The sequence below is a fragment of the Catellatospora sp. NPDC049609 genome, assembly GCF_040675365.1.
GTDB lineage: Bacteria > Actinomycetota > Actinomycetes > Mycobacteriales > Micromonosporaceae > Catellatospora.
In genome coordinates, this window is sequence record NZ_JBFAOU010000083.1 from 1 (window position 1) to 19,481 (window position 19,481).

Genomic DNA, 19,481 nt, shown 5'->3' on the forward strand with positions numbered 1-19,481 from the left:
TTCCGAGCCGTAACCGCCGTCATGTTCGTGGGCCGGTTCCGGCATCCGCCAGCGGTGCGTCGCGGCGGCCCGTCTGACCGGCGGTCCGCTGACGGGTTGTCTCGACAACCCAGAAGTTGTCGCCCCGCGGAGCGGATACCCCGGCCGGCGGGCGGCCCGGCTAAGCCGGGAAGGTGTTGCCCAGGAACACGCCGAGGCGGCGCACCGTCAGCGCGGCGCAGATGCCGTGGCTGCGCAGGTTGCCGTGGATGCCGTCGGCGCTGTAGCTGCCCGGATCGCGCTCGGCGGGGTGGCCGCTGCAGTCGGTGTGGATCGCGCCCAGCCGCGCCGCCAGCCGGGCGGTCCGCGCCGACAGCATGTCCATCCGCTCCCGCACCAGGTGCTTCACCGGATCGGGAAAGGACGGCGCGTAGGAGACGTTGAACATCCCGACCGTGATGACCTCGGCGCCCGACGCCCGCAGAGCGGTGATCATCGCGGCGAGCTCGCCGTCCACCGCGTCCGGATCGTACGACCGGCGCAGCGCGTCGTTGCCGCCCGCTGCCAGCAGCACCAGGTCCGGCGCGAACCGCAGCGCGGGGTCGAGCTGGCGTTGCCGGATCTCCGCCGCGCGCAGGTCGCGCTCCCCCAGGTTCAGGTACGCCAGGTCCGGCCGCACCCCGGCCAGCTCCGCCCGGATGCGGTCGCACCAGGACAGCTCGACGTAACCGGGCACCGGATCGCCGAGCCCGGCGGCGACGCTGTCACCCAGCACCGCGAACCGCCGCCACGGGTGTCCGGCCAGCAGCGCGGCAGCCTCCCCCGGCCGCAGGCACCACGGATCGGCCGCCTCCAGCATCCCGGCATAGCCGCCTGCCTGCGTCACGGCCAGGCCGTCAGCCATGCTGGGCGGCCTTGACGCTGTCCTGCGGGGTCTGCTGGGCGGGCACCCGCGCCTCGCTCAGCTCGGCCATCTCCGACAGACCGGCCAGCTTCGCCTCCAGCTCGGCGAGCTCGCCGCGCATGCGCTCGGCCTGCCGGGCCGCCTCGGTCTGGTCCACCGCGAGCGCCTCCTCGACGCTGCTGCGCACGCCGGGCACGTCCAGCGAGGCCAGCATGCTCATCGCCTCGGCGGTCTTCACCAGGTGCCGCGTGCCGAGCAGGGCACGGCCCTTGCGCACCTCGACCAGCCACTGGCCGTTGGCGTACGCCAGGGTGACCGACAGCCGCGCGGGCAGCCGGGCCGCGCCGGTCAGCACCGCGGGCGCGCCCGCGCTCAGCTGCCGCCACGTCCGGTACGCGAACACCGGCACCAGCAGCGCGACCAGGTACGCCCCGGCCGCCGCGACCAGCGCCCAGCGCAGCTCCAGCACCGGCAGCGCCCAGGCCGCCGCGACCGTGCCGAGCGGCAGCCCGAGGTACGCCAGCGACGACGCGAACCCGCCGACCCGGCTGCGCACCGGCGCGGGCACCCGCTGCGCCAGCAGCAGGCCCAGCGCGGGCGTCACCGACGACATGGTCGCCCCGCACACGAACGACACCACCACGATCAGCAGCAGCACCGGCGGCAGCCCTCCGGCCACCGCGGCCGTTCCGCCACCGGCCAGGAAGGCGAGCGCCGCCACCAGCCAGCGGTACGGCTCGGCGGTCAGCCCGGCCAGCACCACCCCACCGGTGACCACGCCGAGCACGAACGCCCCGCCGACCAGGCCGAGCAGTTCGGGTTCGCCCAGCACGTGCGTCATCCAGGCCGCCACCAGCAGCACCGCCCCGGCCTGCACCAGCAGGTTGCTCAGGAACAGCACCACGGCCAGCCGCCGGATCAGCCCGTCCGACCGCAGCTCGGCGAGCGCGCTGCGGCGCAGGTCACGAGCCTGGGTACGCGAGATCGGCGGCGCCGCCGCAGCACTCGCCTCGGGTTCCGGCGGTGCCTTCTCCTGGTCCGCCGGGTGGCTGCCGTTGACGGACGGGGTGTCCCCGGACGCCTGCGCCGGAATGCCGGCGTGCACGGCGTCCGCCCCGACCGTGGCCCGCTTCGCGTTCACGACGCCGGACGTCGCGCCCGGCGCGCCCGCACCGTTGGCCGTGCCAGGTGCCGCACCCGCGTCGGCCTGCCCGGGGTCGCGGCCGCCGGTGTCCACCGCGCCGCCACCGGCCGTGCCGGACTGCGCGGGCAGCACCTCGCCGCTGAGCACCTCGACGTCCTGCGATGCGGCGGCGGCGGGGCGCGGGCGGTCGGTGACGGCCTGCACGAGCAGCGCCGCGGCCAGCGCGCACAGCACCGCGTCGAGCCACAGCACACCCGCGGGGCCGAGGCGCACCGCGAGCACACCCGCCCCGGCGCCGAGCACCAGCAGCGCGCTGACCTGAAGCACCCGGACCAGCCCCGAGCGGGGGGCGCGGGCGGCGTCGGGGTCCGCGTCGGCGCGTACCGCATCCTTGGTCCGGTCGCTCACCGCCCGCAAGGCGGTGGCCAGCGCGACCAGCCCGGCCAGCGCGGCGACGCCCGCCACCCCGGACGGCGCGAGCGCCGAGTCGGGCAGTGCGAGGTAGGCCACCGCCGCGAGCGCGAGCGCACTGCACAGGTCCGCGGCCACGCCCACCCGGACCGGTGACCGGTCGGCCAGCGCCACCCCCAGCGGCCCGGCCAGCAGGTACGCCAGCAGCTGCGCCGCCGCGACCAGGCCGACCGTGCGCAGGTCCGCCTCGGCGGCCAGCAGCAGCCAGGGCACCACCACGAACGACATCCGGGTGGCCAGCACCGACACCGCCTCGGCGGCCCGGACCGGCAGCCGACCCGGCGTGCCGGACGGCTCGGCCGTGGGATCGCCGAGCGCCGGCGCCGCGTGGACCGTCATCCTTACCCTCCAGTTCAGGTGCGGGCGGCGTGCCGCTCGCGCAGCGCCTTCTTGTCGACCTTGCCGAACTCGGTCAGCGGGAAGGCGTCGACGAACTCGACCGTCTCGGGCGCCCACATCGCGTTCAGCTCGCCGGCGGCCAGCGCGATCAGCTCCTCGGCGGTGACCGTCGCGTCGGGTGCGGCCACCACGTACGCGTGGACGGCCTCGCCGTGCAGCTCGTGCGGCACCCCGATGACGGCGGCGGCCTGCACCTGCGGGTGCGTCGCCAGCACGTCCTCGACCGGGCGGCAGAAGACGTTCGTGCTGCTCAGGCCGGTCACGATCATGTCCTTGGCCCGGTCGAGCAGGAACAGGTAGCCGTCGGCGTCCAACCGGCCCACGTCGCCGGTGCGCAGCCAGCCCCCGACCAGCGTCTCGGCGGTCAGCTCGGGCATGCCCCAGTAGCCGCGCATCAGCAGCGAGCCGGTGACCCACACCTCGCCGACCTCACCCGGCGGCAGCACCGTGCCGTCGGCGCCGCGGATCTCCACCCGCACGTCGCCGTACGGGATGCCGCAGGAGGCCAGCCGCTCCGGGTGCGCCGGGTCGTGGTCGAGATTGGGCAGCGCCGAGATGAACGGGGACTCGCTCATGCCGTACACGATGCGCAGCACCGGGCCGAAGCGCTCGATGGCCTGGGTCAGCCGGACCGGGGACGCCGCCGCGCCGGACACGGTGAACGTGTGCAGGCTGCCGAAGTCGACCTCGGCCGACTTCGGGTCGTCGAGCAGCAGGTAGAGCAGCGGCGGCGGGAGCAGCGTGCTGTTGATCCGCTCGCGCTCCACGGTCTCGTAGAACAGCGGGTAGTCCAACCCGTCGTGCAGGAAGGCGGTGCCGCCGGTGAACAGCGTCATGAACACCGCCGTCTGGGCGCTGACGTGCCAGGTGCCCGCGATCAGCAGGTGGCGCAGCGCGGGCTGGCCGCTGTCGGCGTAGTGCTGGGACAGGGCGTGCAGCGCGGCGAAGAAGCGGTGGCCGTGGTGCACCAGCTTCGGCGAGCCGGTGGTGCCGCCGGTCTGGAACAGCGACGACGGCTCGTGCGTGATGGTGGCCGGGTCGAACGGCAGCGTGGTGGCGGGCGGGCCGGCGGTCAGGTCGGGCCCCGCGCCGCCGGGCCCGAAGCAGAGCACCGGCCGGGGCGCGGCCAGCGCGGCCAGCTCCGCACCCATCTCGGGCAGCTTGCGGGCGTCGTACACGAACGCGTCGACCTCGGCCAGGTCGAGGAAGCCGCGCCGGAACCGGGGCGGCGCGTTGTTGGCGATCCAGGCGGTGCGGCAGCCGAGCAGGCCCGCCGCGAGCTGGAGGAAGATGGACTCGGCCGGGTTGCGGGCCAGCACGCCCAGCGCGGCGCCGGGGCGGATGCCGTGGGCCCACAGCGCCCCCGCCATCGCGATCACCTCGGCGTGCACATCGGCGTAGGTGTAGCGGTGGCCGTCGACCGCGACGAGTGCTTCGGCGTCACCGAATCGGGCGAAGAGTGTCAATGCCCGTGCGGCGTAGTTGTCTGCCGGATCAAAGATCTGATCACCCACGGTCGAGTCACCCCAGTTCGGTCGGACGTCAGCGGATTCGCTGGTGGCAGGCCGGTTCCCGGTGTGTGGCAGCGGCCTACGCGGGGACGATACCGCCACGGTCGTGAATCAGCTACCACCCAGGAACATCGATTCGTATAGCCGACGATTGTTAATCGGGACATTTGCGTATGCAGACGTCTGGACCGGACCGTCCATCGATTCCGATGATGCCAACGGCCGCCGCGTCGGCTTAGACTGCCGACCTGACACCCGACGCGGTGATCGACTTCTGGCAATGTCCCTCAGTGATCGAGGAGCCTCGCGCCGATGAACAGCCCCCGCCAACGGCAAATCGTGATGGCCCTGGTCACGCTCGTGACGGTGGGCTCGACCCTGCTCGTCGCGACCGCCAACAGCCAGGCCGTCGCCCCCGAGCCGGAGCGCTGGGTCGGCTCGTGGTCGGCGGCACTGACCCCGGCGGGCGCGGGCAAGTCCAAGGACGGCTTCAGCGACCAGACCATCCGCATGTTCGTGCACACCTCGGTCGGCGGCAGCCAGGCCCGGATCCGGCTGTCCAACCGGTACGGCACCAAGCCGCTCACCATCGGCCACGCCACCCTCGCGCTGCCGTGGCCGGAAGCCGGCCCCGGCGACCTGAAGCCGGGCTCGGTGGTGGACGCCGCCTTCAACGGTCAGAAGTCCGTCACCATCCCGGCCGGCGGCAGCGCGGTCAGCGACCCGGTGGCGATGCACGTCCCCGCGTCGCAGGACATCGCGGTCACCCTCTACCTGCCCGCGCAGACCCCCGGCCCGGCCACCTGGCACCTGTACGCCCGCGAGACCGCCTACATCGGCGCGGGCGACCACGCCACGTCCGCCACCGGCGCGAAGCTCGCCGAGACCCGCAACAACTGGTACTACCTGACCGGCCTCGACGTGCTCAACCGCAGCGGCCAGGGCTCGATCGTGGTGCTCGGCGACTCGATCACCGACGGGCTGAAGACCACCGTCAACGCCGACCGCCGGTGGACCGACTACCTCGGCGCGCGGCTGGTCAAGGAGGCCCCCGAGGGCAGGGCGCCGGGCATCCTCAACGCGGGCCTGTCCGGCAACCGGCTCACCCTCGACGGCGCCGACCTCGGCGTCAACGAGCTGGGCATGAACGGCTCGTCCCGGTTCCACTTCGACGTGCTCGGGCAGACCGGCGTACGCACCGTGATCCTGGCCCTGGGCATCAACGACGTGTGGCTCAGCCAGGACAGCGCCGACAACATCATCGCCCGCATCCAGCAGCTGGCGTCGCTGGCCCGGCAGGCCGGACTGAAGGTCATCGTGTGCACGCTGAGCCCGTGGAACGCGTTCGAGTCGGCGCCGGGCGTGGTGGCGTACACGCCGACGCTGGACTCGGTGCGGCTCACCGTGAACTCGTACCTGCGGACCAGCACCGACTTCGACGGGGTGATCGACTTCGACGCCGCGCTGCGCGACCCGGCCAACCCGACGAAGCTGCGGGCCGAGTGGGACAGCGGCGACCACATCCACCCCAACGACGCCGGCAACGAGGCGATGGCCAAGGCGATCCCGCTCGACCTGCTGCTGGAAGACGACGAGGACGAGGACTGACATGGTCGCCGAGGTCTCGCTGGCGTCCCTGCACACCGACGAGGTACGCCGCGACCCGTACCCGTTCTACGCGCGGCTGCACGGGCACGGGCCGGTCTGCCGGGTCGCGCCCGGCGACCGGTACAGCTTCGTCGTGCACGGGTACGACGCCGCCACGCAGGTGCTGCGCGACTCGGCGACGTTCAAGGTGATGGACGAGACCCTGCTCGGCGCGAAGCCGACCTGGGCGGGCAACCGGGCCCACGCGGTCTTCATGAACTCGGTGTTCTTCACCAACGCGCCCCGGCACACCCGCATGCGCAAGATGTTCAACCAATCGTTCACCCCGCGCCGGATCAACGCGCTGGAGCCCGCGGTCGAGCGGCTCACCGCGGACCTGCTCGACCGGCTCGCCGAGCAGGCCGCCGGGGGCGCGAAGGTCGACTTCATGGGCGAGTTCGCCTTCCCGCTGCCCGCCAACGTGCTCGGCGAGCTGCTCGGCGTGCCCGAGGCCGACCGCGCGTGGTACCGGCCGCGCGCCCTGGCGCTGGGCGCGATCCTGGAGCTGGGCGGCGCGACGGCCGAGAACGTCGCCGCCGCGAACGCCGCCGCCGAGGAGATCACGGCGTACTTCGGCGAGCTGGCCGCGCGCAGGCGCGCCGCACCCCGCGACGACCTGATCACCGCGCTGGTGCGGGCGCTGGAGTCCGACGGGGCGCAGCTGTCCGAGGAGGAGCTGCTGGCGAACCTGATCGTGGTGTTCAACGCGGGCTTCGTGACCACCACCCACCTGCTCGGCAACGGCCTCACCCTGCTGCTGGAGCGCCCCGACGCGCTGGCCCGGCTGCGCGCCGACCCGTCACTGACGCCGCGCTACGTGGACGAGATCCTGCGCTACGAGGTGCCCACGCACTTCTCCGTACGCTGGGCCGCCGCCGACAGCGAGGTCGCCGGGGTGCCCATCCCGGCCGGGTGCTGGGTGCTGGTGCTGCTGGCCGCCGCCAACCGCGACCCGGCGCAGTTCGCCCACCCGGACGTGTTCGACCCCGACCGCACCGAGACGTCCACGCTCAGCTTCGGCGCGGGCGCGCACTACTGCCTCGGCGCGGCGCTGGCCCGGCTCGAAGGGCAGCGCGGGCTGGCCATGCTGCTGGACCGCTTCGGCGACATCCGGCTCGCCGCGCCGCCCGGCACCCCGCGCCAGCTCATGCTGCGCGGCCACGAGCAGCTCTGGCTCACCCTGGCCTGACGGCTCACACCGCGGGCGGCTCGCCCGCCGCCGGCACCACGGTGCGGGGCGGCAGCTCGGTCTGGATCCGCTTCCAGTGGTACGCGTACACCGGCACCGCGATCGCCAGCGTGGTGCCCGAGGTGACCAGGCCGAGGATCGCGTTGCGCCGCTGGGAGTCCCGCATCAGCTCCTGCTGACGCTTCTGCTCCACCTCGTACGCCGCCTGCTCGGCCGGTGAGCAGGTCGCGCCGCCCTTGACGTCCGCGCAGCGCGGCGGATAGCCGTAGTAGCCCGGGTCGGGATAGAACAGCTCGACGGCCGAGCGGACCAGGCTGACCGCGGCGAAGATGGAGATCACCAGGGTGATCAGGCAGACCAGGTAGAGGTAGAGGTTGCGCAGCGTCATGCGGTCCTGGAAGGCCATCACGGCTCCTCGGTCCGGGGCCGGCGTCGGGCGCCGGTGCTGTGCGTATTGTCCAACGCCCGCCACCGTCACCGCCCGGTTTCCCGGACCCTGGGGACCGGGTCAGCGCGCGATCAGATTGAGCCCGATCGTGCAGAGGACCGACAGCAGGATCGAGACGGCGATCATGGCGAGGCAGCCCCAGGCCCCACCCAACGGCCTGACCTCGGTGTTCCCGATACGCACGGTGGCGCTCCTTCCGTCCCGGGCGAAGATCGCTGTGCTCGGTCAGGATCTGCCCTCAGTACTGGGACTCTGACCGGAGACGGCGATCACGAAACCTTGGCGACGGCTCCGGCCGCCGCGGCGGACAGCGCCGCGCCGATGATCCCGGCCTCGTTGAGCAGCACCGCGGGCACCACGGGGGTGCGGATGTCGATGAGCGGGAGGAACTTCTCCGACTTCTTGCTCACTCCCCCGCCGATGATGATCAGGTCGGGGTTGAGCAGCTTCTCGATCTCTTTGAGGTACCGCTCGACGTGCTTGGCCCACTTGCCCCAGCCGAGCTTGTCCACCTCACGCGCGTGCGCGGACGCCCGCTCCTCGGCGTCCTCGCCGTCGACCTCGATGTGGCCGAACTCGGTGTTGGGCACCAGCCGGTCGTCGATGAAGATCGCGCTGCCGATGCCGGTGCCCAGGGTCAGCATGACCGTGACGCCCTTGCGGCCGCGCCCCGCGCCGAAGCGCATCTCCGCGACGCCGGCCGCGTCGGCGTCGTTGAGCAGCGTCACCGGCACCCCGACCGCCTGGGCGAACAGGTCCTGCGCGGGCGCGCCGAGCCACGACTTGTCGACGTTGGCGGCGGTGCGGGTCACCCCGCCCAGCACCACGCCGGGAAACGTGATCCCGATCCGCTCGGCGGTGCCGAAATGCCCGGCCACCTCGGCGACCGCGGCGACGACGCGGTTCACGTCCGAGGGCTGCGGGGTCTCCACCCGGAAGCGCTCGTCGGTCAGGGTGCCCTGGGTGACGTCCACCGGTGCGCCCTTGATGCCGGACCCGCCGATGTCGATACCGATGATCGCCATAAGCACAGTCTAGGCCGCCCCGTCCCCGTCCACGCCCGACGAACGGCCCGCGGGGCCAAGGTCATCCGACTTGCCTGGCACATGGGCGTATCAGGGCCGTGAGTACGCCCATGTGCCTGGCAAGTCGGGTGATCTGTGCGGGTCAGCGGGCGGCGCGGGAGATGCCGGCGAGGGACTCGCGCAGCAGGGCGGGGCGGCCGTCGCCGTGGGCGTACTCGGCGAGCGTGGCGCTCAGGAAGACCGCCAGCACCCGCGCCCGCGCCTCGCGCTCCGCCGGGACCGGCCCGTACGCGTCGAGCAGCGCGGTGCGGGCGGCGCCGGTGAAGCCGCCGTACGCCAGGGACAGGTCCAGGGCCGGGTCGGCCAGGCACACGTCACCCCAGTCGATCACGCCCGACGCCCGGCCTGACCCGTCCAGCAGCAGGTGGCGCTGGTGCAGGTCACCGTGTACGAGCACCGGTGACCCGTCCGGCCACCCGAGCGGCTCGGCCGCGTCGAGCAGGGCGTGTACGGCGGGGTCCGGCTGCCAGGTCCCCTGCGCGGCCAGGCGGTCCAGCCGCTCGCGGGCCATCGGGGCGCGTACGGCCGCATCGCCCCGCCGCATCGGGTCGACCGGAAGCACGACGGCTGCCGCCACGGCGACGGCCAGGGCCGGGTCGTGCAGGGTACGCAGGAATGCGCCCAGGTCGGCCGCGGCGGCGACGCGCTGCGGGTCGGGCAGGCCCGAGTCGGCCAGCTCGACGCCGGGGACCAGGCGGGCTCCCCAGTACGGCCAGGGGTAGCCCCCCGCCGGCTCGCCGACGAACTCCGGGCACGGCACCGGCAGCGGCAGCCGCCCGGCCAGCCGCGGCAGCACTGCCGTCTCGTGTGCCAGCAGCGGCAGCGCGATCGCCCGGCGCGGGAACCGGAACACCCACTCCTCCCCGACCAGGTGGACCGTGTTGTCCCACCCCGTCGCGAGCGGGGTCACCGCCAGCCCGGCCAGCTCCGGAAAGCGCGCCGCGATCAGCGCCGCCGCCTGCTCCGCGCCGACCTCGTGCTCGGCCGCCCACTCGGGTGCGCTCATTCCTACTCCTCGGGGGTCACGGATTCCGGGGTGGTTGTCGTATCCGGTCAGAACCCTCAGCGGGACCGCAGTTCCCGACCGGAAAGAGCGATCTTCCCCCAAGCCAGGTTAGGAAGGGCACCTTCTACAACGGATAGCGTTAAGAAGGTGCCCTTCCTTACCCAGCGGCGGCGCGGCGGACGGCGGCGAGGGAGGCGGCGACGTCGGTGTCGTCGGTGGACCAGTTGCTGACCGAGACGCGGAGCACGTCGCGGCCGTGCCAGCGGGAGCCGGACATCCAGCAGGTGCCGTCGGCCAGCAGCCGGGCGGTCACCTCGCGGGTGCGCGCGTCGTCGCCGAACGAGGCGCACACCTGCGTGAACACCACGTCGTTGAGGATCGTCACGCCCTCGATCGCGGCGAGGCCGTCGGCCAGCGCGCGGGCGTTGCGGACCAGGCCGTCGACCAGGTCGGCGACGCCGGAGCGGCCGAGCGAGCGCAGCGCCGCCCACACCGGCACGCCGCGGGCGCGGCGGGACAGCTCCGGCACCCGGTCCTGCGGGTCGGACGGCCCGCCGTCGGCGCGGACGAGGTAGCTGGCCTGCATGCCCATGGCGGCCGGGAGCGCGCCGGGGCGGGCCACGGCGACGATGCCGCAGTCGTACGGGACGTTGAGCGTCTTGTGCGCGTCGGTGGCCCACGAGTCGGCCAGCTCGTGGCCGGAGATCAGGTGCCGGGTGGCCGGGGACGCGGCGGCCCACAGCCCGAACGCGCCGTCCACGTGCACCCACGCCCCGTGCTTGCGGGCCAGGGCGCAGGCCGCGCCGACATCGTCGTACGCCCCGGAGTGGATGTTGCCCGCCTGCAGGCACACGATGGTCGGTCCGCTGCCCCGGGCCAGCTCCGCGGCCAGCGCGTCGACGCCGATGCGGCCCTGGTCGTCGGCGGGCACCTCGATCGGCGCGCCGAGGCCCAGGTAGCGCAGCGCCTGGTCGAGGGTCGTGTGCCGCTCCGCGCCGACGAGCACCCGGATCCGGGGGCCGCCGGTGAGCCCGTCGCGGTCCAGGTCCCAGCCCGCGTCGGCGAGCACCTGCTGCCGCCCGGCCGCCAGGCCGGTGAAGTTGGCCATGGTGGCGCCGGTGACGAAGCCGACGTCGGCGTGGCCGGGCAGCCCGAGCAGGTCGAGGATCCAGTCGGCGGCGGCCTGCTCGATCGCGGCGGTCGCGGGCGTGCTGTAGCGCATCGCGGCGTTCTGGTCCCAGGCGCTGACCAGCCAGTCGGCGCCCAGCGCGGCGGGCAGCGTGCCGCCGATGACCCAGCCGAAGAAGCGGCCGGACGGCATCGCCATCAGCCCGGGCTCGGCCTGCCGGGCCAGCAGGTCCACCACGTCGGCGGCGGCGGACGGGCCGGGCGGCAGCGGGCCGCCGAACACCTCGCCGAGCTCGTCGGCGGTGGCGCGGGGCCGCACCGGGCGGTCGGGCAGGGACGCCAGCCAGGCGAGGGTGTGCGCGACGGCGTGGTCCAGCGCGGGTGCGTAGTCCTCGGGACGTGCGGTCATACCCAGCACTCTGCTACACCCGGCGGCCGGACATCGACAGGCGGGCAAATGGGAGCGCTTCCAGGGTAGTCTCGCGCCATGACGATCATCCGCCCCTACCGCCCCGACGACCGCGACGTCGTGTACGACATCTGCATCCGCACCGCCCACCACGGCGGCGACGCCCGGCCGCACTACCGGGACCCCGGCATCCTGCCCGAGATCTTCGCCGGGCCGTACGCACACCTCGAACCGCAGTTCGCGTTCGTGCTCACCGACGCCGACGACCGCGCCGTCGGATACGTGCTGGCCACCGGCGACACCCCGTCCTTCGTGCAGCGCTTCCGCGACGAGTGGCTGCCGCTGGTCGCCGACCGCTACCCACCCCTGGACGGGGTGGAGCCGCGCGACGCCGACGAGGTGATGCGCCACCTGCTGCACCGGCCCGAGCGGATGATCGTGCCGGAGCTGGCGGCGTACCCGGCGCATCTGCACATCGACCTGCTGCCCGAGCACCAGCGGCAGGGCCACGGCCGCTCGCTCATCGGGCGGCTGGTGCTGGCGCTGCAGGAGGCCGGCGTGCCGGGCGTGCACCTGGGCATGGCCACCGAGAACACCGCGGCCCGCGCCTTCTACGACCGGATCGGCATGCACGTCGTCGACGTCGCCGACGCCGGCCCGGTGACCTACTTCGGTCTCAAGCTCTGACCCTGCCGCGAGGGACATCGTTCGATGTATGTCCATCAGGCGATCAGCTGTAAAGCCGGTCGGTCCAGCGGCTTGAGCGGGCGGGGCGGGGGCCGGAGGCTGGGCGGGTGGGTCGACACATCGCTTTCGTCAACGCGCCCACGGTCGGCGAGGTCTACCCGACCCTGCCGATCGTGGCCGAGCTGGTCCGGCGGGGCCACCGGGTCAGCTACGCCACCGTCGAGGCGCGGGCCGAGGCGGTCGCGGCGACGGGCGCGCGGGTGGTGGTGTACACCTCCAGCCTGCCCGCCGAGAGCGACCGCGGGCTGGCCCGGCCCAACCGGGCGGACTACATCAGTGCCGTGCGCGAGGGCTTCCTCGGCGAGGCTCGCACGACGTTCCCGCAGCTCGCGCCGTACTTCCGGGACGACCGGCCGGAGCTGGTGGTGCACGGCATGCAGAGCCTGGCGGGGCGGCTGGTCGCCGTCCGCGAGGGGCTGACCGCGGTGCAGTTCCAGAGCTTCGTCGCCGCCAACGAGCACTGGTCCATCGCCCGCCACCTGGGGCTGACCGTCGTCCCCCGCCCCGGGCTGCCCGACCACCAGGCGCAGCTCGACGCGTACGTCGCCGGCGAGGGTTTCGATCCCGACGCGGTCCGCGCCTTCCAGCCGGTGGCGCAGTTGCTGCTGTACCCGCGGTTCATGCAGCACCGCGCGGAGACGTTCGGACCGGCGCACCACTTCACCGGCCCGTGCACCGGGCCGCGCCCGTTCCAGGAGCGCTGGGCTCCCGCCTACCCCGACCGCCCGGTCGTGCTGATCTCGCTGGGCACGGTGTACAACCGGCTGCCCGGGTTCTACCGGCTCTGCGTCGAGGCGTTCACCGGCACGGCGTGGCAGGCGGTGCTGGCCGTGGGCGAGCGCACCGACCCGGCCGAGCTGGGCCCGGTGCCCGGCAACGTGACGGTGGCGGCGAGCGTGCCGCAGCTCGACGTGCTGGCGTACGCGTCGGCGTTCGTCACGCACGCGGGCATGGGCGGCATCCAGGAGGCGATCGGCGCGGGCGTGCCGATGCTGACCCTGCCGCAGACCCCCGAGCAGGAGGTCAACGCCGAGCGGCTGGCCGAGCTGGGCGCGGCCCGCCCGCTGGACCCGGGCTCGCTCACGCCGGAGGGGCTGCGTTCCGCGGTGGACCGGCTGGTCGCCGACCAGGGGGTACGCGACGCGCTGGCGCGCCTGCGCGCCGAGCTGCTCACCTGCGGCGGGACCGCCCTGGCCGCCGACCTGATCGAGTCCGCGCTCGAGCGTTAGGAAGGGCACCTTCCACAACGCATGGCGTTAAGAAGGTGCCCTTCCTTTCGGGTCAGCCGGTGGCGCCGGCGATGCGCCGGGCGCGCAGGGCCTTCTTGTCGATCTTGCCTACGTCGGTGAGGGGGAGTTCGCGGAGGAACTCGACGGCGTACGGGGCCCACAGTTCGTTGAGCTCGTCGACGGCGAACCGGCGCACCTCGGCGGGGGTCACGTCGCTGGCGGGGGCGGGGACGACGAAGGCGTACACCGCCTCGCCCATGCTCTCGTGGGGCACGCCGATGACCGCCGCGGCGCGCACGTGCGGGTGGCGCAGCAGGGCGTCCTCGACCGTGCGGGAGTACACGTTCGTCGAGGTCTGACCGGTGACGATCATGTCCTTGAGGCGGTCGACGAGGAACAGGTAGCCGTCGGCGTCGAGGCGGCCCAGGTCGCCGGTGCGCAGCCAGCCGTCCACGATGGTGCGGCTGGTCAGCTCCGCCTGGCCCCAGTAGCCGGACGTCATCAGCGCGGCCTGCACCCACACCTCGCCGATCTCGCCCGGCGGCACCGGCGCCCCGGCCGCGTCCCGGATCTCGACGCGCACCCCGGGGTAGGGCCGCCCGCACGAGCCGAGCCGTTCCGGGTGCGCCGGATCGTGGTCCAGGTTCGGGTACGCGGCGATGAAGGTGGCCTCGCTCATCCCGTACACCGGGCGCAGCACCGGGCCGAACCGCTCGATCGCCTCGGCCAGCCGGGACGGGGCGGCCGCGCTGCCCGCGCAGGACAGCGTCACCAGGCTCGCGGTGTCGGTCTTGGGCAGCCGCGGGTGGTCCAGCACCTGGTAGAGCATGGGCGGGGGCAGCGTCGCGCTGGTGATCCGCTCCTGCTCCAGGGTGGCCAGGAAGTCCTCCGGGTGGAACCGGTCGTGCAGCACCAGCACCCCGCCGGTGAGCAGCGTGATCATCGCGGCTACCTGCTGGCTGGAGTGCCAGAACCCGCCCACCGCCAGGTGCCGCAGCGGCCGCCCGTCGGTCACCTGGTAGCTCGCCGCGACGGCCTGCACCGCCTTGAAGAACGTGTGCCGGTGGTGCACCAGCTTGGGCCGGCCGGTGGTGCCGCCGGTCTGGAACAGCGACTGCGGCTCGCGCACCGACGGCGGCAGGCCGATCTGCGGCGCGCCCGGCAGGCGCGGTGCGGACAGGTCCGGCCCACTGCCCGGCCCGAAGCAGAACACGCCCAGCTCGCCCGCGCCAAAGGCGAGCTGCTCCCCCAGCGGGCCGTGGGTGCGCGCGTCGTACACGAACGCGTCGACGTCGGCCAGGCCGAGGTAGTCGGCGCACAGCTTCGGCGGCGCGTTCGGGGCCAGCCACACCGACCGGCTGCCGAGCAGGTGCAGCGCGAACTGCACCTGCACCGACTCCGGCGGGTTGCCCGCAAGCACGGCGACCGCGGAGGAGGAGCGGACGCCGTGCTCGTACAGGGTCGCCGCCATGTCACGGATCCCGGCGGCGAGTTCGGCGTAGGTGATCCGGCGCGAGCCGTACACGATCGCCTCGGCAGCACCGTGACCGTCGAAGACGGCCAGCGCGTGGGCTGCGTAGTTGTCCTGGTCGCGCTGGTCCATCGCGGACACTCCCGGGTGCTCGACCGAATCCTCGCGCATCCTGTCGACGTTGGCCGGCGCGCCCTCCGAACCGGCACCATAACGCCCGTAACGAGATCGCAACCATTCGTCGACTATGGAGATGCGTCCACCTCCTCAGTGGACGCTTTCCCGGCGCGACTGTGGTATAGAGCGCTTTCTCAGCGCGTGAGGCCCAGCTGGTCGGCCAGTTCGGCGGCGCGCTGCCGGGTGCGCAGCCACGGTGCCCGCAGCGCCTCCCGCACGGTGGCCTCGGCCTCGGCCGGGTCGCCGGTCAGCTCCCACAGCGCACCCGCGGCGGCGAACCGGTCCTTGACGTCGGCGTCGCTGTCGCGGATCTCGCGCAGCCGGGCCGCCACGTCCGGGTCGGCGTCGCCGAAGACCTCGGCGGCGGCGACCGCCGCCAGCACGTCGCGGCGCGGCGCGACCGCGATCGCGGCCCGCAGCGGCGCGTCGTCGCCCCCGGCCAGCCACAGCAGCCGCAGGTAGATGACCTCGCCGTTGGCGATGGCGGCCAGCGCGGCCGGCACCGCCGGGTCGCCCTTGCCGGTCTCGGCCAGGAACTCCGCGACCCACAGCCGGGCCGGGAACGTCATCTGCGGCAGCTGCGCGGCGAGCGGGCCGATCGCGGGCTGCGGCGCGCGTTCCAGCACCTTCAGCAGGCCGACCAGCTCGCGGTGGTCGTTGGCGGTGGCCTTCGGCGAGCGCTCGACGTCGATGGTGGTGGCCAGGGCCAGCACCCGGGCCAGCACCGCCTCCCGCAGCGGCTCGTCGAGCACCGGCAGCTCCCGCAGCGCGGCGGGCAGCCGGGGCGGGGTCCAGCCCTGGCTCAGCGCGGCGAGCGCGTGGTCGCGCCAGCGCGGGTCACCGACGCGCAGCAGCGCGTCCAGCGCGGAGCGGCGCATCGGCGCGCCCTGCCCGATCCTCAGGGCCAGCCAGCCCGCCTGCCGCCGGGTCAGCGCGTCGTCGGCGACGACCGCCCGGTACGCGCAGCGCCGCACCCGCTCCTCGGGGTCGTCGAGCAGGCGGCAGAGCAGCGCCCCCAGGCCGTCGGGCAGGTCGCCGCGGGCGGACCGGTCGGCCAGCGCCTGGGCCACGTCGCGGCGCGCCTGGGGCAGGCCGTCGCGGGCGATCGCCGGGTAGACCTCCTCCTCGCGGGCGCGACCGGCGGCGTACTCCACCAGGCCGGGCAGGCGGGCCTTGCGGGTGGTCCAGCGCAGCGCGTCCGGGTCGGCCGACCAGCCCTCGGCCAGCGCCGCGGCGGCGCCGGGACCGGCGGGCAGCCCCGCCTCGCGCATGGCCAGCACGGCGGCGACCCGGACCGTCGGCGGCCGGGACGGGTCGAGCAGCTCCGGCAGCCAGCCCGCCGCGGCGGCCGGATCGAGCTGCGCGGCGGTGACCAGCGGGGTCACCCGGCGGTAGTCGTCCGCCTCGGCCCGCGCCCGCGCCAGCAGCGCGGCGGCCAGCGCCGGGTCCGGCCCGCAGTGGCCGAGCAGCGCCGTGGACTCCTCGACCACGCTGTGGTCGTCGAGATCGGACAGGTTACGCAACGTGATCGTGAACGCGCGCAGACAGTCGCGCACCGCCCCGCCCGCCGGATGCGCGGCCAGCTCGCGGACCAGCATGAGCAGCTGGTCGGGCAGCCGGGTCTTGGGGTCCGCGGCGAACGCCAGGATCGGCGCCACGAGCTGCGCGGCCAGCGGATGCAGGTCGTCGCCGGGCAGCAGCACCTGCTCCAGCTCGTCCATGCTGTCGTAGTCGTGCGCGGCGGATCCGATGAGCCGCAACAGATCCACTGGTTCCACACCCTGGGTCACCGGTCGATGGTAGGCCGCGGGGGCGACGGAACGCATGCACACCCGTCTACCATCGCAGCGTGATCAGGGTATTGCGGTCGGTCGTCGTCCTTTTCGTACTGGCGGTGACCGGACTGGCCGGGATCGAGGTGTCCCGGCTGCACGCACCGAGCCCGCTGGAGCGCACCGGCGCGCAGGTCGCCGCGGACGCGCTGCCCCGGCTGGCCTTCCTGCGGCAGGCGCTCGACCGCGGCAGCGCCCGGGACATGCAGGCGCTGTTCCCGGAGGGCTGGTTCTTCAGCTACGCCCTCTACGGCCTGACCTGGGTGGACGTCGGTTCGCACAGCCCGGCGCAGCGGGACCGGGCGCTGGCCGAGGCGCGCTGGGCACTGTCGCAGCTGGACAGCGCCGACGGCCGCGCCGTGTTCGACGCCGCGCTCGACCCGCCGTACGGCGTCTTCTACCAGGGCTGGACGACCTGGCTGCGGGCCGGCGTGGTCGCACTGGCCGGGCCGGGCGCGCCGGAGCGGGACCGGCTGGCCGGCGACGCGGGCGCGCTGGCCGACGCGTTCGGCCGGCGGCTCGACCGGACGGGGTCGCCGTTCCTCACCGCGTACCCGGGACAGGCCTGGCCCTGTGACAGCGTCGTCGCCCTGGCCGCGGTGCGGCTGGCCGGGACGCTCACCGGGACCGACCGGTCGGCGCTGGTCGCGCGGTGGACGAAGGCCGCCGACACGCGGCGCGACGTCGCCACCGGCCTGCTGCCGCACACCGTCGACGCGGTCACCGGCGAGCCGACGAGCGGTGCCCGCGCCACCTCGCAGGTGATCATCCTGCGCTTCCTGCGGGACCTCGACCCGGGCCGCGGCGCCGGGGACTGGATCGCCTTCCGCGACCGGTTCGCCTCGGACGTGCCGGGGCTGCCCGGCGTACGCGAGCACCCGACCGGCGAGGACCTGCCCGGCGACGTGGACTCCGGGCCGCTGTTCCACGGCCTGAGCGCCTCGGCCAGCGCGGTGGCGCTCGGCGACGCGGTGCTCTACGGCGACCGCCCGGCCGCCGCGGCGCTGACCGGCCTCGCCGAGGGCGCCGGGCTTGCCGTGCAGTGGGACGGCACGCGCCGCTACCTGGGCGGCGCGCTGCCCGTCGGGGACGCGTTCCTGGCCTGGTCACTGGCGGCCCGGCCGTGGACCGGCGACAACCTCACCGCCGCCACCGGCCCCTCGTGGACCTGGCGCCTGCCCTGGTACGCGGTGCTCGCCCTGCTGCTCGCCCCCGCCTGGCTGCTGGCCCTGGTCGCCGCCCGCATCCCTCCCCTGGGCCGCCCGCCCCGCGCCACGCCGCCCCCATGATCGCTCGATTTGCCTGGCACATGGGCGAATGAGCGCTCAAGATACGCACATCTGCCAGGCAAGTCGGATGATCATGGCGGGGTCAGAGGACGTTTGTCAGGCCGGTGAGGCCGGGGACGGGGACCTCGCCCTGGCGGGCGCCGGTCACGGCGTCGAACCAGGCGACGGCGCCGGGCAGCGCGGCGTACACCCGCCTGCCGTCGGGGCTCGCGGCCAGGCCGGAGACCAGGCCGCCGGCGTCCCAGCGGCTCCACTCGGTGACACCGCGCCGCGGCGCCGCGTGCACGGTGTCGCCGGTCGCCAGGAACAGCGTCGCGGACGTCGCCGCCAGGTGTGCCGTGCCCTGCGTCCGGGGCGCGTCCAGCACGGACTGGACGGTCAGGCCGACGGCGTCGATCACAGCGATCCGGCCGCTGGTCACGTCGGCGACGTAGAGGTGCGTCCCCTCCGGCGGCATCGCGACGGTGTGCCCGGCGCCCGGCCCCTCGCCGAACGGGGCGGGCAGGTCCACGCAGTACGCCCACTGCTCGTTCAGGTGCAGCGTGTGCACGAACGCATGCACGTTGCCGCGACGGCCCGCGACCAGGTCACGGGTGTGCGCGTGGTCGGGCTGGTGGGTGTAGAGCGTGTAGAGCACCTGCCGGTTCGGCGCGTACACCGCGAGCCGGCCCTGGCCGCTCATCTCCTCCTCGGCCCCCTCCGGCACCGGCGCCTTCAACCGCGTGAACAGGCGCGAGGCCTCCCCTGAGGCAAGGTCGAGGCGGCGCACCCGGTAGCGGTCCGGCGCGGCGGGCGGCAGCCAGTCCAGCACGAACAGGCCCTCGCCGGCCGCCGTGAAGGCATCGGGCACCACGTTGCCGGTCAGCTCCAGCCGGGCCACCTCGGCGGTGGCGTCGGCGACCACCAGCGGCGTGCGCGACCGCCCTGCGGGCACGTGGGTGACCCCGGCCGAGTCCGGCGCGGCCAGCGCCACCAGCCGCCCGTCCGCCGAGGCGACCCGCGGCACCCACGCCCCGGCCAGCCGCGGGCCGTCGGTCCGCCGCCCGGTCCGCGTCGTGATCGCCGACAGCACCGTGTCCACCCCGTCGGCCCGCACCGCGAAGACCGTCGCACCGTCCGGGGTGGCCAGGCCCGCCCCGAACCGCTCCACCCCCGACGGGCGCAGCACCGCCGGCCCGTCCTCCACCTGCACCAGCAGCATGTCCGGTGCGGCCGGGGCCGCCTCCGGCGCGGCCGGGCGGCACCCCGTCAGCGCCGCCGCGGCACCCGCCCCGAGCAGCGTCAGCACTTCACGTCTCGTCGTCATGACCGGTCGAGTCACGACCCGCCCGCGCGGTTCCCGCCGTGGTGCCGGTGCAACGCAGGCCCGTCGGCTGGCTGATTGCTGACCGAGCGGATGGTTTGCCGCCGCCCCGC

General features: G+C 74.3%; 16 protein-coding genes. 5 read left to right on the plus strand and 11 right to left on the minus strand.

Going from position 1 to position 19,481, the window contains the following annotated elements; genetic code table 11:
- Positions 1-160 precede the first annotated feature (160 nt).
- From AB0J67_RS22425 to AB0J67_RS22435, 3 genes are read right to left on the minus strand one after another with little or no spacing between them, the layout of a single operon-like run.
- Positions 161-883 (minus strand): SGNH/GDSL hydrolase family protein, encoded by a 723-nt coding sequence (locus tag AB0J67_RS22425; RefSeq protein WP_363485355.1) that lies wholly within the window; start codon positions 881-883, stop codon positions 161-163.
- The gene (locus tag AB0J67_RS22430; protein WP_363485356.1) at positions 876-2,837 is read right to left on the minus strand and encodes an MFS transporter; all 1,962 of its coding nucleotides are present in this window, start codon (positions 2,835-2,837) and stop codon (positions 876-878) included. Before AB0J67_RS22430 ends, AB0J67_RS22425 begins: the two co-directional genes overlap by 8 nt.
- A 14-nt stretch (positions 2,838-2,851) precedes the next feature.
- Entirely contained in the window at positions 2,852-4,411 is a 1,560-nt protein-coding gene (locus AB0J67_RS22435) for an AMP-binding protein (protein WP_363485357.1), read from the minus strand.
- A gap of 309 nt (positions 4,412-4,720) precedes the next feature.
- On the opposite strand from AB0J67_RS22435, the gene AB0J67_RS22440 reads away from it, so the two are divergent.
- Both AB0J67_RS22440 and AB0J67_RS22445 read left to right on the plus strand, forming a co-directional pair.
- A complete protein-coding gene (locus tag AB0J67_RS22440; protein ID WP_363485358.1) occupies positions 4,721-6,016 on the plus strand; it encodes a GDSL-type esterase/lipase family protein in 1,296 nt (431 codons plus the stop codon).
- A 1-nt stretch (position 6,017) separates the two neighbouring features.
- Positions 6,018-7,244: a cytochrome P450 gene (locus AB0J67_RS22445; protein ID WP_363485359.1), complete on the plus strand. Its 1,227-nt coding sequence runs from the start codon at positions 6,018-6,020 to the stop codon at positions 7,242-7,244.
- A 4-nt stretch (positions 7,245-7,248) separates the two neighbouring features.
- Here the strand turns inward: AB0J67_RS22445 and AB0J67_RS22450 are convergent, their stop codons facing one another.
- The 5 genes from AB0J67_RS22450 to AB0J67_RS22470 all read right to left on the minus strand — a co-directional run bounded on the left by AB0J67_RS22450 (position 7,249) and on the right by AB0J67_RS22470 (position 11,320).
- Positions 7,249-7,650 carry a hypothetical protein gene (locus AB0J67_RS22450; protein WP_363485360.1) on the minus strand — a complete coding sequence of 134 codons (402 nt, stop codon included), beginning with the start codon at positions 7,648-7,650 and terminating at the stop codon, positions 7,249-7,251.
- A 102-nt stretch (positions 7,651-7,752) separates the two neighbouring features.
- Positions 7,753-7,875, minus strand: coding sequence for a hypothetical protein (locus AB0J67_RS22455; protein WP_363485361.1), 123 nt, complete (start codon positions 7,873-7,875; stop codon positions 7,753-7,755).
- Positions 7,876-7,961: 86 nt separating this feature from the next.
- Complete coding sequence (gene ppgK / locus AB0J67_RS22460; RefSeq protein ID WP_363485362.1) at positions 7,962-8,717, minus strand: polyphosphate--glucose phosphotransferase; 756 nt, start codon at positions 8,715-8,717, stop codon at positions 7,962-7,964.
- Positions 8,718-8,859: 142 nt separating this feature from the next.
- Positions 8,860-9,783, minus strand: coding sequence for a phosphotransferase (locus tag AB0J67_RS22465; RefSeq protein ID WP_363485363.1), 924 nt, complete (start codon positions 9,781-9,783; stop codon positions 8,860-8,862).
- A 157-nt stretch (positions 9,784-9,940) separates the two neighbouring features.
- A complete protein-coding gene (locus tag AB0J67_RS22470) occupies positions 9,941-11,320 on the minus strand; it encodes a pyridoxal-dependent decarboxylase (RefSeq protein ID WP_363485364.1) in 1,380 nt (459 codons plus the stop codon).
- A gap of 78 nt (positions 11,321-11,398) precedes the next feature.
- On the opposite strand from AB0J67_RS22470, the gene AB0J67_RS22475 reads away from it, so the two are divergent.
- Positions 11,399-12,007 (plus strand): GNAT family N-acetyltransferase, encoded by a 609-nt coding sequence (locus AB0J67_RS22475; RefSeq protein WP_363485365.1) that lies wholly within the window; start codon positions 11,399-11,401, stop codon positions 12,005-12,007.
- Between the two features lie 107 nt (positions 12,008-12,114).
- On the plus strand, positions 12,115-13,296 hold the full coding sequence (locus AB0J67_RS22480) for a macrolide family glycosyltransferase (RefSeq protein WP_363485366.1): 1,182 nt from the start codon (positions 12,115-12,117) through the stop codon (positions 13,294-13,296).
- A gap of 52 nt (positions 13,297-13,348) precedes the next feature.
- Here the strand turns inward: AB0J67_RS22480 and AB0J67_RS22485 are convergent, their stop codons facing one another.
- Entirely contained in the window at positions 13,349-14,938 is a 1,590-nt protein-coding gene (locus tag AB0J67_RS22485; protein ID WP_363485367.1) for an AMP-binding protein, read from the minus strand.
- 140 nt (positions 14,939-15,078) lie between these two features.
- On the minus strand, positions 15,079-16,734 hold the full coding sequence (locus tag AB0J67_RS22490; protein WP_363485368.1) for a hypothetical protein: 1,656 nt from the start codon (positions 16,732-16,734) through the stop codon (positions 15,079-15,081).
- Positions 16,735-16,793: 59 nt separating this feature from the next.
- Between AB0J67_RS22490 and AB0J67_RS22495 the strand changes: the two genes are divergently transcribed.
- Positions 16,794-18,065, plus strand: a complete 1,272-nt coding sequence (locus AB0J67_RS22495) for a hypothetical protein (protein WP_363485369.1) — start codon at positions 16,794-16,796, stop codon at positions 18,063-18,065.
- An 82-nt stretch (positions 18,066-18,147) separates the two neighbouring features.
- On the opposite strand, the gene AB0J67_RS22500 is transcribed toward AB0J67_RS22495, so the two are convergent.
- Positions 18,148-19,371 carry a hypothetical protein gene (locus AB0J67_RS22500; protein WP_363485370.1) on the minus strand — a complete coding sequence of 408 codons (1,224 nt, stop codon included), beginning with the start codon at positions 19,369-19,371 and terminating at the stop codon, positions 18,148-18,150.
- Between the last annotated feature and the right edge of the window lie 110 nt (positions 19,372-19,481).